The organism is Phormidium sp. CCY1219 (assembly GCF_035615515.1).
In the GTDB taxonomy this organism is placed as follows: Bacteria; Cyanobacteriota; Cyanobacteriia; order Cyanobacteriales; family Laspinemataceae; genus CCY1219.
Genome location: NZ_JAJENT010000499.1, coordinates 1 through 13,239, shown reverse-complemented (window position 1 = coordinate 13,239; position 13,239 = coordinate 1). Strand labels below are relative to the sequence as shown.

Below are 13,239 nucleotides of genomic sequence, written 5' to 3'. Positions count from 1 at the left end.
TCGCTTAATGGTTATTTCGCCAACAGTCCAATCCCGGGCTGGAAAAAACCATTGCGTTGGCTTAATGGTTATTTCCCTACTACTACTCCAGGGCTGGAAAAAAACCATTGCGTTCGCTTAATGGTTATTTCCCTACTACTACTCCAGGGCTGGAAAAAAACCATTGCGTTCGCTTGATGGTTATTTCCCTGTCTTCCGACTTCCCCGCTTGTAGAGACAGGTTCTGATTGCGTCTCGATTTATCGCTTCTTTGAGCGGGGTCTGTAGGTGGTGAACTCTAACATTTTTGGTTCTACCGAACCTACGAACCTAGTATGGTAAAAATCGCGAAAATACCCTTACAGAAAGAGTTAACGCTAACCGGATACAAAACCAATTTATCAAAAACTCAAACTCTTGCCCAGTCTGGCTTTTGCCTGGTATTTCCTAAAGTTTTTGCATCCCCGTTTCGGAGGAACCACATTTTTATCGAAAAATGGTATAATTATAGGCTTAAAATTTAATAAAAAACAAAAATTAGGTGGGCAATGCCCACCCAACCAGTTTCGATGATTAGCCAATTAAATCATCATTAATTGCCAGCTTTAGCCGTGGGAATCGCACCGGGGCGAACCGAAACGTTAAGCATCTGACCGTTGCGGATAACTTCGACTTGCAGGGTACTCCCCACGCGACTGGCTTCTACTTGCTGTTGCACCGCGCTGGCATCGGCGACGAGTTCACCGTTAATCTTTTGAATCACATCACCGGCTCGCAGTCCTCCCTCAGCGGCGGGGGAATCGGGCATCACTTTAACGATTAAAATGCCTTGTTCTTCATCCACCGTCAGAGCGGAATTCGGATCCCGATTAATTTGTGCTTTCAGTTCGGCGGAGAGTTCCACCATTTGAATGCCCAAGTAGGGATGCTCCACTTCACCATTGGCGATTAAGCGATCGGAAATATCTTGGGCGCGATTGATGGGAATAGCAAAACCGAGACCTTGCGCGCCTTGAATAATCGCCGTGTTCATGCCGATCACTTCTCCGCGCTGATTGAGCAAAGGACCGCCGGAGTTACCCGGGTTGATAGCGGCGTCGGTTTGAATGAAGTTAACTCGCTTATCCGGAACGCCCACTTGAGAACTGCTGCGACCTGTAGCGCTGATAATTCCCACGGTGACGGTATTATCCAAACCGAGGGGATTGCCGATCGCGATCGCCCATTCTCCCGGTTGCAGTCGTTGCGAATCCCCCACTTTCACCGTAGGCAAATTCGTCGCATCAATTTCCACCACCGCCACATCGGTTACTGGGTCAGTTCCCAACACTTTCCCGGTGAAGGTGCGACCATCTTTTAAGACCACATCCACCGTATCCGCACCGTCCACCACATGGGCGTTGGTCAAAATCCGACCGTTGGAATTGACGATGAAACCAGAACCGGTACCACTAACCACACGCTCTTGCGGTTCCATCGGCACGCGATCGCCAAAGAAGCGACGGAAAAACGGATCTTTAAACACTTCTGGCACTTCCGCCTTCACAGTTTTCGACGCATCGATCCGCACCACCGCCGGCCCGACTTGCTCCACTACGGAAGAGATAAAGTTGGCATCGGAGGGTAAAGGCAACCGGGTTTGCACCTCCGGCGTTCTAGGTGCTGCAGAGGCGGGAGGAGTAGCGATCGCGGAGGAAACGGGATTCTGTGCTTTCAGCAATTGCGCGCCAGTCAAAGTGACGCCTGCACCAAACAGGAACATGGATAAATAAGCGAACGGTTTTTGCCACTGAGGGGCAGAACCTTGATGGGAAGCGGTATTCAATTGTTGTGAATCGCGATTGAAATCGGAATTAAGGGTTTTCATGTGTCGGTTCTCCTGCGGTTTATTTCCTGCTTCCGAGTAGAGAGAGGTTGTCTGTGAAGTTCAGTGGCGACAACTCTGGGTTTTGACTCAAACTTCAGACTCACCAGAACCTTTGCGGTTATGCGTCTCGACTCGGTTCCTTGCCTGACAATTCTTACTGTAAACAGAGGATGTGAAGCGGATGTTACGCCCATATCACGAGGTTATGGACATTTTCGCCCGGTTTTGGCACGACAGATGCAGGGGGTTGGGTGCGAGAAAATCCTCTTGGAAAGGACTGGAAACCGGGATGGGTTTGTCGCACCCGCACGGGGGAGATTATGCTAAAAGACGCAATCACCGTATCTGGGGGATGTGAAAACTGTTGTTTGGCCAATTTGAGAGGTTTTTTCAGGAGGGCGATCGCCATCCCTTTGATGGTCGCTCGTTAGACCAGCGCGACCCGCAGGTCATTGAATCCTATTTACCGATTTGGGAATGGCTCTATCGCTACTACTTCCGTGTGGAAACCGATGGATGGCATCACGTGCCATCTTCGGGGAAAATGCTGGTGGTAGGTTCCCATAATGGGGGTTTAGCGGCACCGGATATGTTTATGTTGATGTATGATTGGTATCGTCGCGAAGGGACGCACCGCCTTACATACGGACTGATGCACCCAACGGTGTGGAAGGCATTTCCGCCAGAAATTGCTCGACAGGCGGTCCGCTGTGGGGCGCTGCGCGCGAATCCGAGAATGGCGATCGCCGCGTTGCAAAAGGAGGCGGCGGTACTGGTTTATCCCGGTGGTGCAGAAGATACCTTTCGCCCTCATTCCATGCGCGATCGAATTTACTTTGCCGGACGTCAGGGGTTTATTAAGCTGGCTCTGCGCGAAGCTGCCCCGATCGTGCCGATTATTTCTCATGGGGCACACGATACGTTAATTGTGCTGGCGAATTGCTATGACTGGATAAAGCAGTTGCATGAATGGGGGATGCCCTGGTTATTGGGGGTGGATCCGTTGGTGTTTCCGATTTATTTGGGATTGCCTTGGGGGGTGGCGATCGGTCCGTTGCCGAATTTGCCCCTACCGGTGCAGATTCACACCCGGGTGTGCGAACCAATTGTGTTTGAGCGTAGCGGTCGGGAGGCGGCCAACGATCGCGCTTACGTGCAGCAGTGTTACGATCGCGTCTGCACTGAAATGCAGCGATCGCTCGATGGGTTGATTGCTCAGGTAGAAGGCCGATAATTTTTCGGTGAATTTCCCATTTTGCCTTGACAATTATCAAAAAATGTGGTAATGATTCGCCACGGTGGGGCAATTGAAGCCGCATCGCTCTAGCGCCCCAGTGCCAGAAGCAAACTCACCAGCACGATAGCGCCGAGGGCGATCGCGGCAGGATGTCGTTTCCACCACCGTTGTAGCCGCATCAGAGGATTCCTGCTCTGGTATTGGGGGGGTGGGACGACTAGGGGTTCGGACTTATCGTGGTAAAGGGTACAGGTCTTGGCATAGGGACGTTGGGGAAAATTGCAGGTATCGTCTTCGTGATAGGTGCAGCTTACGCACAGATATTCATCACTGGTAGAGCGATGCAAGGGAATCCCCGCATGACCGAACCCCTTGAGCGGAGTGCGGCAATAGGGACAATTAGTGGCTTGGGTATCGATGGGTTGGTGGCACTTCGGACACTCAGACATGTTGGCCAAACTGCAGATTACAGGATAAACGCTTCACTCTTTCAACTTTACCCTGTGATTCATTTCGCCACCGAAGCGCAGGGGTGCGGTGGGCGTCGCGATCGGATAGGATATCCCAAAATAGAACTGTACGCCAAAATTGAGTTAAGACTCGGCTAATCTGCAACGGCCAGGTTAGCGGGGTATTTTCAGCCAAGTCACAGGAAAAACCTATGGATAACAATAATCTGCTCAAGCAGCTCCTTTTGATCGGCATTGGCACCACCTCTTTGGTGGCAGAAAAAATCCGGGAAGTTAGCGACCAGTGGGTGCAAGAGGGAAAACTCCATCCCGACCAAGCGAAAACCTTTGTCGAGGACATCATGGAGCAGATGAAGTCGGAACAAGGGAATTTTGAGGTGCAAGTGCAACGCCAGATTCGCAATGTGATGCAGGATCTCGGGGTTCCGCGTCAAGCCGAAATGGATGAACTGCGCGGACGACTCGATCGCTTAGAACGACAAGTTCGGGATTTGGAAAATAAGCGCTGGCGTTGAGTCGCGGCGATCGCCCTCGTTTCTGGTTGCTCAAACCCTCAGACAAACAAACCCATCCTCCTCAGTTCGAGAACGGTCATTTGACGATAGAGTAGGGATCGAGGCTCCTACGCGAACGGTTTGAGATTCCTCACCGCGCGCCAGGAGCCAGTTGAGTCTACTCAGGAGGACTGATTGTGCGAGAAATTTTAATCAGCATGGGGGTAATGCTCGTCTGCGTTTTGGTGATAGTTGTCGCTCAACTGAGCGATCGCTCTAACCAGGCGATCGCTGAACCCATGAGCGATACCCAACCCACCGCAGAAGTTTCTAGACCCAGCAAATCCCTGCTGGCTCAACGACTAACCCCCCAAAGTCAGATTGCTCGCGCCGAAACGGAAACCAAACAAGTGGAAAATACGGAAGAAAATGTGGTCACAACTCCAACAGGTCTCCAGTACGTCCTGTTAGAGGAAGGAACCGGTGCGTCTCCCCAACCGGGTCAAACCGTGGTGGTTCACTACACCGGTACCCTCGAAGATGGCACGAAGTTTGACAGTTCGCGCGATCGCAATCAGCCTTTGTCTTTTAAACTCGGTGTCGGTCAAGTCATCAAAGGTTGGGATGAAGGTATCGCCGATATGAAAGTTGGCGGACGCCGCAAGCTGATTATTCCCCCAGAATTAGGGTACGGCGAACGCGGTGCAGGTGGAGTCATTCCCCCTAACGCTACCCTTATTTTCGATGTCGAACTGCTCAGAATTGCTGGGTAAAATTGGGACGGTTGTGCCTCTCTCCGTCGGATTTCACAGCCGATTGGGAGAGGCTAATTTGCGCCGATCGTTTTTCCTCTTCCTCTCGTCACTCCTGGGAAAATCTCTGGTAACATAAGGGCACCAACCATGACCGTTCAAGATGATATTCGTGAAACTTTTTTGATTGAACTCTTTCAACTAGAAAGACCAGAGAACCCAACTCGGAGCGGCACGGACGCCATCTTAAGCTTAAACGGACAGAAGGTGGAATTTGAATTAAAGTCCAGCACCAAGTCTTCTGTGACAACTGTTCGAGACTTTGGTATAGAGCATATTAGAAAATGGCAGGGTAAACACTGGTTATTTGGCTTCTATAGTTCGGGAGGCAAACTACTGAACTACTGCTTTTATGGTTCGCCTAAATCAATGGCTCCGTGGATTGCCCAGAAGGAAGCCTATATCCTTTATGATTGTAAACTTGCTCAACTTGCACCTGAACGACTTACGCTGTCTGTACTTTACGAAATTGTTGGCAAGAAAGAATTCTACACCCTTGAAGATGCCAAAAAACTCCATAAGCGACAATACAGGATACAGGAATACCGCGCCAAAATGGATCGAGATTCTGGGTACTCTCCCGAAAGAATGCTTTCCATTTTGCAGGACAGATGCCGATATTTGATTGAAAGAGGCGCGAGGCTGAACAACCCCCATATTCCGGCTTCATATTTTGAGGGACGGGAACGCATCACGAACAACCACGCTCAGCGCCTGCGAGAACTGGTTTACGAAGCACTTCAGGATAATACTTGAGCGATCGATTGCGCCACCTGATACGCCATTGGCGGCGCAACGGCATTTCCAATCTGACCCAATGCCACATACACCGCCCCATAAATTGGCCAGGACTCGGGAAATCCCTGTATTATTGCACAATCTGCCACCGATAACCGAAAATGATGGTTTTTTGCCACAAATAAATGTGCTTTTTCCCGCGTGGCGGCCACTCCATTCGGCCAAATCTGTAGTTTTTCCCAGACTTTTTGCGCGGAAACGCTGCTCAACACTGACGTGGTATGACGCGGACCGGTGAGGCCACTGCGAAGGGTTGGAGCTAACCCATCAAAGCCAATATCTGGCAATCCCAAGGCTTGGCGAACCCCCATGCAGGGCTGTAAATTTGCCTGTTCTAAACTGGAAAAAAGATTAAGCTGAATGGGTGTTAATGGCTTTTTTGGCGATAAATGTTGCCACTGGTGGGTCGGTTGGGGTGGGTGATATTGTTCCGCCATTTTTCGATCGCGAAATCCCACAAAAAATACCCGGTTTCGCGTTTGCGGAATTCCAAAATCTGGCGCAGATAAAACAAAGGTTTTTAAGTCATATTTTTCGCGGAGAGGACTTGCGATCGCTTCTTGCACATAGCCCCGAAACTTCTTTCCCAGCAATGCAGGCACGTTTTCGGCCACAAATACTAACGGTTCGATTTCTAACACGGCGCGGATAAACTCGGGAAACATATCCCGACTATCTTGTTTCCCTTTTTGGCGACCCGCTACGGAAAAGGGTTGACAAGGCGGCCCCCCGTGCAAGATATCCACCTCCCTGCGATACCTTCGCCAATCGATTTTGGTGACGTCTCCTTTTTCCCCAGCAAAAATGTTCCATTGCGGGCGATTTTGACCCAGGGTTTTGCCCGCCTCGGGAAGAATTTCATACGCCGCTACATGAGTAAATCCGGCTTTTTCAAATCCCAAATCTAACCCGCCACCGCCACTGAATAAAGAGAGCGATCGCCATCCATTCTGCGCCAACCTGGGCATCAATCGGTCTGGATCGAGTTGCGGCACATTTATCGCATAAATCGGTTTTTCCCCCTCTCCTCGCAGGGCTTTGGCTTTTGCTGCACTGGATGCTTGGGAACGCTTTCTGTAAACCTCTCGTTCTGCTTCGGTCAGTTCCCACCCTCGATACTCCGATGATTTTGCCATGCGAAAAGCTTCTCCCCTGCGAACCATTGCCACCTCTATTTTATCAATAATGTTGTTGCGGTCTAGCCAAATTCTTAAACTTCGTAAATTGCGAATCGAATAGGAGTTTCACCGTACCCGTCGGACCATTCCGATGTTTGGTGACAATAATTTCCGCCAATCCGCGATCGGGTGTATCGGGCATATAGTATTCTTCTCGATAAAGCATGATTACAATATCAGCATCTTGCTCGATAGAATTATGCACCACCATCTGATTGGCAATAAAATTATGATAACCGGGGACGGTTAAATCGAATACTTCTGTTTCGCCATCGGGTGCGATCGCCACAATTTCATCCCAGTAAATCTCGCCACTACCCTTCCCGGTTCTTACCCCTGGGAATTCAGTTGCGAAATTGGGCAATCTATCGGGTAATGCAAGGCGATCGCGCTTTCCTATTTCATCGAGTCGCTTCCATCCCTCCACTGTTAAAAACTGGTGATTCCCGGTGGCGCGAATCTTTTGCCCCCTGCGCGTTTTTAGGGTAAAAACGGGTTTGACCCCGGTACAAAATGCATGGCTAACCTTGGCCGGTTCTAAGCGCATTGTGGCTTCATTTAGCCCCCAAACCGCAAAACCGGCTTGTCCTACTAATTCGCGAATCGGCACTTCTACTGGGCGATCGGCTAATGCGATCGCGCTTTCCCCACTCAAACACCCCGACTCGCGCAAATCCGACATCATCGGACGTTTGTTTGTCCGCGCTTCTACCCCACGACTGAGCTGCGACAAGGTAATAATCGGCACGTTCAATTCTCTCGCCAACCCTTTTAAACTGCGGGTAATTCTCGACAATTCTTGCACCCGGTTATCCGGGTTGCTTCCTTCCATTAATTGCAAGTAATCGAGCAAAATTAACCCCATTTCCCCGCCTTGTTCCGCTTGCAATCGCCGACATTTGGAGCGCATTTCGGTGACGGTAATATTCGGCGTATCGTCAATAAATATCGGCAACTCGGATAAATGCCCGATCGCTTGGCTTAACGGTTCCCATTCCGTCTGCGAAATCCGCCCCGCGCGCAATCGATTGCTTTCAATTCCCGCCTCACCGGCTAGCATCCGTTGCACGAGCTGATCTTTAGACATTTCTAAGCTAAAAATCGCTACGGGCAATTGATGAAAATCCGCAATATTTCGCCCGATATTCATGGCAAAACTGGTATTGTGTACGCAAATATCGTTGGCCACAAAGTTATGAGTTTTGGGAATCGTCAGGTCATAAACCTGCTGCTCTCCCATCGAGCAAATTTCGGTTATTTCATCCCAGTAAATCTCGCCGATTGTCTGTTGCTTGACAAGCAAATTATCACAAAAACTCCCATAATTACTCCCATAATTCGTTACCAATATCCGCCTGGTAGCGCCCCAAACGAGGCTCTGTATCCCCCCAGTTTGTTCACCCAACACTGAGTATTTATTATCTTTTTTATTCTCGCTAAACCCTGCAATTGCCTCGTTCGCATCGCCTTTAACAGCAATTTTATCGCCAATTTCACCCGGAATTCCCTTGCGTTGTTGGCCATAGTTTTGACTCGCAACCACTGCGGCAACTTTGGCGATCGCTGCTTCTTTACCCCACATCCCGATTTGAGACATAAAGGTTTGCAGCGAGTTCAGTTCGGTAATCTCCAATTTCCAACCGATTTGGCAGCTATCATTGGCGTTAACCGCGCTTGTTTTCAGGGCGGAAATAATGCCGAAGCGCAGTAAAAGATGTTGCACCTGTCGTGCTAGTTTTTCGCTGAGGGTTGCCCAGGCGATTTCTGTTTCACCGTGAGTCAGTACCGACACCCATCCACTGCTGGCAAATAGGCGATTCAGGAATAGAGCAATCTGCGATCGCGTTAACTTAAATACAATTGACGGAATCGTTATTTGAGCAGAAGCTTTCCCCCACAATCCCATATCTTCCAGCCAGCTTTTCAGGCAATCTATCTGGGTTTCTTCTTGCCCACAATCGCCAATCAAAGACGGGTTATCTGTGGTTGCAGGGCTAATTGTTATCGGACTGATGCCATTTGTTTCTCGCCATTTTAAACAGAGGTTCTGCTGGGCATTTCCCACCCTCCGAATTGGGTGATTGCAACTCTCCGATTTAATTTGGCAAAATTCCTTGACTGTTTCTTGAAAATCGCTTATAATGAAATAATTACTATTGATGTTCCCCCGATTATCATAGGCGAAATCACCATTTCCTATGCAATACGCCAGCAGTTTGACTTCACATTCGCGCCGGGTTTCGGTGCCAAACACCGCCAGTTTGCGCGGGACGGCTATTTTATCTCCCGGTTTCAATTCGGAGAGTTTGCGCCATCCTTTGGGGGTCAAATACGGATGGGTGAGGGTAGTTTCGATGAACCGACCCAAACCCGTGGTGACGCGAAACACGGGTTTGATGCCATCATCGACAAAAGCACAGGGTTGCGTTAAGGTAAAGTTCCAGTTATCGGCTAAGGTGAATAATTCTGCCTGCTGTTTATGAAAGATGTTTTCGATGGTAGAAACAGTTCCATCGCTTAACAGAATTTCAGATAACGACGAGAGACATTTTCCCATTGAAGGTCTACCCGCCACGATAATCAAATCGGCGCGCTGGAAGCCTCCAGTCATTGCATCTAAATCGTAAAAGTTGCAAGGAAGACCGGGGAGTGCTAACCCTTGCTGGTGCGTTTCGATGGTTTGGAAAGCGTCAACTAAGGTTTCAGAAATCGGGACTAACCCTTGTTGCGGACGGTCTTGAGTGAGGCTAAAAACTTTTTGTTCGGCGCGATCGAGGATAATGGGGAGTTCTTGGGTGGTTTCGTACCCCAATTCGGCAATTTCATGGCCGGCATGGATTAACTTTCGCCGCATGTATTTATCGACCACCAGTTCGGCATATTGGTCGATATTCACGGCGGAAACGGTACGTTCGACCAGTTGGGCGAGTTTGCTTTGACCGCCGACTTTTTCCAGGAGTTTGCGGTCGGCTAACCAACTGGTGACGGTCATTAAATCCGTGGGTTTGCCTTGGGTATGAAGGGCGATCGCGGCGTTGTAAATATTTTGGTGGGATTCGATGGAAAAGGCTTCGGGAACCAGGCGATCGACCACCCGGTTAATCGCTTCTGGATCGAGGAGAATACCGCCTAAAATACTTTCTTCCGCATCGATATTTTGCGGGGGTAGGCGATCGCTATCGGCTGGTAAGTTCCGTTTGTCAACCACAATAGAGACTCGCTTTGGTGTGGGGTAAAGACGCGATTGGAGCTGTTTTACTTGGCTTCGGGTCGGGGGAAATCCGGTGAGGGCGCACGGCGGTGCGCCCCTGCAAAGACGATCGTCCCGCACTCACCGTCAGAAGCGCTATGAATCGTCGCGTCGCTTTAATTTTACAAACGCGATTGCGATTCTCGCGACTTTGGAAAAATCGGCTAGGGAAGGGTCGATCGCGAGTGCTTTCAACTAGCTAGGAACCACCTGAATTTCAATCTCGGCGGTGACTTCGGGGTGAAGTTTGACCTCAGCTTTGTAGAAACCGGTTTTGCTAATATCGGGCAGGGTAATCCCTCGGCGATCGACTTCCATATTAGTGGTGGTCTGGATAACTTCTGCCACTTCGCGATCGGTGACGGTCCCGAAAATGGCATCGCCTTCGCCCACTTGCTTGGCGATCGAAAACCGACCCACGGTTTCCAGGGCGGTTTTGCGAGATTGGGCTTGTTGTTTTTCTTCAATCAAGCGCTGACGTTCTTTTTCCCTGCGGATTTCTACCTGTTTGAGAATCCCAGGGGTGGTGCGAACCGCCAGTCCTTGAGGAATTAAATAATTGCGCGCATAGCCTGGGGCAACTTCGACTAGATCGCCAGATTTACCCAGCTTTCTAACATCTTGATTCAAGACGATTTGAACTCGTTTTGCCATAATGGTTCCTATTGTCTACTCTGGGGGCTTGTTGAAGAATGGAGGCGCGTGCAGTCGCACCGATCCGCCTTGACCCTCGCCACCAAAAGCCTTGCACGGGGGCAACTTTCTGTTCGGTCAGGGGTCAAGTTCCGAGGTATTCGCTCCAGCCGCTAAACTGGGGCTTATCTGCCAGAACTCTTTATTTTACGCTGCATTGGGATAAACTGCAAGTCCCGGGAAATTTTTCCGCTGCGAAAGGGAGTTAGGGCGATCGCGCGATTCCTTCTCCCGAAGGTCGTTTTCTCGTTCGGAGGTGGTTTTAAATTCTCAGGTGGGCAATGCCCACCCTACGCCTCATGTGGGGGTTAGATCGCAAACGAACAGCAAAACCGACCTTGTGCCCTACAGCGCTTACAGATTCAGGTTCAAGTAAGACCGCGCCAAGAAGAAGCTAGAAATCGATTTGGAATCCACCGGACTTCCAATCTGAATGGCTTGTTCTAATTCTTGCGGCGTCATCAAAACCGTTTCCATATCCTCGTCTTCGTCTAGATTTTGTGGCGCATCCAGCTTCTCTAAATCTCGGGCGAGGAAAGCATAAATAACTTCGTCGGAATAACCGGGTGCTAAGAAAAATTCTCCCAATTTTTCCCATTGATGGCCGCGATATCCGGTTTCTTCTTCGATTTCGCGCTGCACGGTTTCTAGGGGCGTTTCGTCGGGTTCTACAGTGCCGGCAGGAAATTCTAATAACCGTCCTTGCACGGCAAATCGATATTGGCGCACCAGTACCAGTTTGCCTTCTGTAGTGACGGGAATGCACAATGCTCCGCCTGGATGGCGAATGCATTCCCAGTCACCTTCTACACCGTTGGGAAGGCGCAACCGACTGACATCAAAGCCAAATTTGCGCCCGGAATAAGACAGGCGGTGCTTCAGTAAAGTTGGGGGTTCGTGACCAAATGTCATAAGTATTCAAAGATGCTCGCGATCGCTGATTTTTTTCACCTATAGCTAGTCAAACAGTGTCGTAAAGGCGCGATCGCTCGCGCCTTTCTCTTGTCATCAATTCTCAGAAATGCGGGTTATACTTCGTTGACTTGATATCCCGCCGCAGTAATTGCCTGTTCAAAAGATTCGGGGGAAGCTTCCGAGTCGATGGTGACCTGTTTGCTACTTAAATCCACGTTTACTTTAGCATCTGCGTCCACTGTTTTCAAGGCGTCGGTGACTTTCTCGACACAACTTTCACAAACCATTGAAGGAACGTTTAATTTCACTGCCATAGTTAAACCTATTTACTACACTCGATCTTATTTTGCACGACTATGCCACATCTGGCTATCCCCCATCGGGAAGAAATTTTGGCTCGATTCCCTATTATTTGCTCGATTGACCGATTCCCTCAAGCAGATCGCCGTCTGACATTTGTAGCGTCAACCCCCTGCGCCAGGGAGGCGATCGCCTGCCCAAAACTCGATCCACCGCATCCGGGGCAATCTCCCCCCTAGCACCCGCTGGAAAGTTGTCCTGCTTCAATTTCCCGCAATTATCGCCGCCCATGTCCCATTCTCACTCATTTAGGGACAAGTCTTCGGCGGCAATTCCTTCCCCGCATTATAACGCTGAAACTCATTCAAATCTAACAAAGCACTGTAATACTTAATTTTATTTCCCATCACTTTTCCGCCACGGACTTTCAGATTTTGTTCCCAATCCCACGGCGCAAAATCTTCGGTATCGCTCACCACTTTTGCCGGATTCCCTGCCATATCTTGCGCGGCAACTCCGCTCACCGCATTGCCCTTCACTCGCCCATCAAGGCAAATTAGATTATCCGATTCTAAATCGAATAAATTACCGAGCACTTTATTGCCTTCTTTGCGGAACAAAAAGCAATAGCCGCCGACTTCTTTTAACTCTTCATCTGTTACTACTGCTTCGGGCAATTCACTGGTACAATAGCGATAGTTTCCATCTCTCAAATCTTCCACGGGCTTAGAGTTTTCCCGGGGTGAATTAAATGTCTCTTCTGCGGATTTCACTCGCGCAATAAATTGAGGAACGGGTGGGGAAAATTTCATCCCGCCCCTGATTGCAGCCGTTTCGATTTCGTTGCCCGATTCTCGGGCGATCGCCACACCCGGTATGCCCAATGTCACCATCGCGAATAGGGCGATCGCGATGGCAGTTCCCAAAGCGTTTAGTAATTTCCAATGACGCATATTACGATTTTCCTCTTATCGGCTTTTTCCATCTCGAACTCCACCCCACTACCGGAGCAATTCATATTTTTAGTTCAACAGAGAAGCTGGCCTTTTTGATAATGTGGGGTAAAACTTCCAGTTTTCTATCTAGGGTCATGCTTACCACATAACCCGCAATATTGTCAAGTTTTTTGGCAACAAAGCACAAAACAAACCATGTTAAAATAAGAAAGTTAACGTGCGATTCGTTCCTGCCAAAAGTCAAGGAAAATCTCCGAAACGTGGGCAGGGTAAGGTTCCAAAAGGGCCTT

The 13,239-nt window shown here is 49.5% G+C and carries 13 protein-coding genes; 4 read left to right on the top strand and 9 right to left on the bottom strand.

Going from position 1 to position 13,239, the window contains the following annotated elements; translation table 11 throughout:
* Positions 1–571: 571 nt before the first annotated feature.
* Entirely contained in the window at positions 572–1,846 is a 1,275-nt protein-coding gene (locus LKK83_RS12985) for an HhoA/HhoB/HtrA family serine endopeptidase (protein ID WP_324631578.1), read from the bottom strand.
* Positions 1,847–2,210: 364 nt separating this feature from the next.
* On the opposite strand from LKK83_RS12985, the gene LKK83_RS12980 reads away from it, so the two are divergent.
* Positions 2,211–3,080 carry a glycerol acyltransferase gene (locus tag LKK83_RS12980; protein WP_324631577.1) on the top strand — a complete coding sequence of 290 codons (870 nt, stop codon included), beginning with the start codon at positions 2,211–2,213 and terminating at the stop codon, positions 3,078–3,080.
* 89 nt (positions 3,081–3,169) lie between these two features.
* Here the strand turns inward: LKK83_RS12980 and LKK83_RS12975 are convergent, their stop codons facing one another.
* Positions 3,170–3,532 carry a zinc ribbon domain-containing protein gene (locus tag LKK83_RS12975; protein ID WP_324631576.1) on the bottom strand — a complete coding sequence of 121 codons (363 nt, stop codon included), beginning with the start codon at positions 3,530–3,532 and terminating at the stop codon, positions 3,170–3,172.
* 212 nt (positions 3,533–3,744) lie between these two features.
* Here LKK83_RS12975 and LKK83_RS12970 point away from each other — a divergent pair, with 212 nt between their 5' ends.
* The 3 genes from LKK83_RS12970 to LKK83_RS12960 all read left to right on the top strand — a co-directional run bounded on the left by LKK83_RS12970 (position 3,745) and on the right by LKK83_RS12960 (position 5,615).
* A complete protein-coding gene (locus tag LKK83_RS12970) occupies positions 3,745–4,068 on the top strand; it encodes a phasin family protein (RefSeq protein WP_324631575.1) in 324 nt (107 codons plus the stop codon).
* Between the two features lie 176 nt (positions 4,069–4,244).
* The gene (locus tag LKK83_RS12965) at positions 4,245–4,820 is read left to right on the top strand and encodes an FKBP-type peptidyl-prolyl cis-trans isomerase (protein WP_324631574.1); all 576 of its coding nucleotides are present in this window, start codon (positions 4,245–4,247) and stop codon (positions 4,818–4,820) included.
* A 129-nt stretch (positions 4,821–4,949) separates the two neighbouring features.
* Positions 4,950–5,615, top strand: coding sequence for a hypothetical protein (locus LKK83_RS12960; protein ID WP_324631572.1), 666 nt, complete (start codon positions 4,950–4,952; stop codon positions 5,613–5,615).
* Here the strand turns inward: LKK83_RS12960 and LKK83_RS12955 are convergent.
* The 7 genes from LKK83_RS12955 to LKK83_RS12925 all read right to left on the bottom strand — a co-directional run.
* The gene (locus LKK83_RS12955; protein ID WP_324631571.1) at positions 5,600–6,793 is read right to left on the bottom strand and encodes a DNA cytosine methyltransferase; all 1,194 of its coding nucleotides are present in this window, start codon (positions 6,791–6,793) and stop codon (positions 5,600–5,602) included. The genes LKK83_RS12960 and LKK83_RS12955 overlap by 16 nt on opposite strands.
* A 43-nt stretch (positions 6,794–6,836) precedes the next feature.
* The gene (gene dnaB, locus LKK83_RS12950; RefSeq protein ID WP_324631570.1) at positions 6,837–10,043 is read right to left on the bottom strand and encodes a replicative DNA helicase; all 3,207 of its coding nucleotides are present in this window, start codon (positions 10,041–10,043) and stop codon (positions 6,837–6,839) included.
* A gap of 237 nt (positions 10,044–10,280) precedes the next feature.
* Entirely contained in the window at positions 10,281–10,739 is a 459-nt protein-coding gene (rplI, locus tag LKK83_RS12945; RefSeq protein ID WP_324631569.1) for a 50S ribosomal protein L9, read from the bottom strand.
* Positions 10,740–11,132: 393 nt separating this feature from the next.
* Entirely contained in the window at positions 11,133–11,690 is a 558-nt protein-coding gene (locus LKK83_RS12940) for an NUDIX hydrolase (protein WP_324631568.1), read from the bottom strand.
* Between the two features lie 116 nt (positions 11,691–11,806).
* Positions 11,807–12,007, bottom strand: coding sequence for a heavy-metal-associated domain-containing protein (locus tag LKK83_RS12935; RefSeq protein WP_324631567.1), 201 nt, complete (start codon positions 12,005–12,007; stop codon positions 11,807–11,809).
* A gap of 294 nt (positions 12,008–12,301) precedes the next feature.
* Positions 12,302–12,946 (bottom strand): hypothetical protein, encoded by a 645-nt coding sequence (locus LKK83_RS12930; RefSeq protein WP_324631566.1) that lies wholly within the window; start codon positions 12,944–12,946, stop codon positions 12,302–12,304.
* 61 nt (positions 12,947–13,007) lie between these two features.
* Positions 13,008–13,239 (bottom strand): hypothetical protein (locus tag LKK83_RS12925; RefSeq protein ID WP_324631565.1); only part of this gene is annotated, 232 nt, incomplete at its 5' end.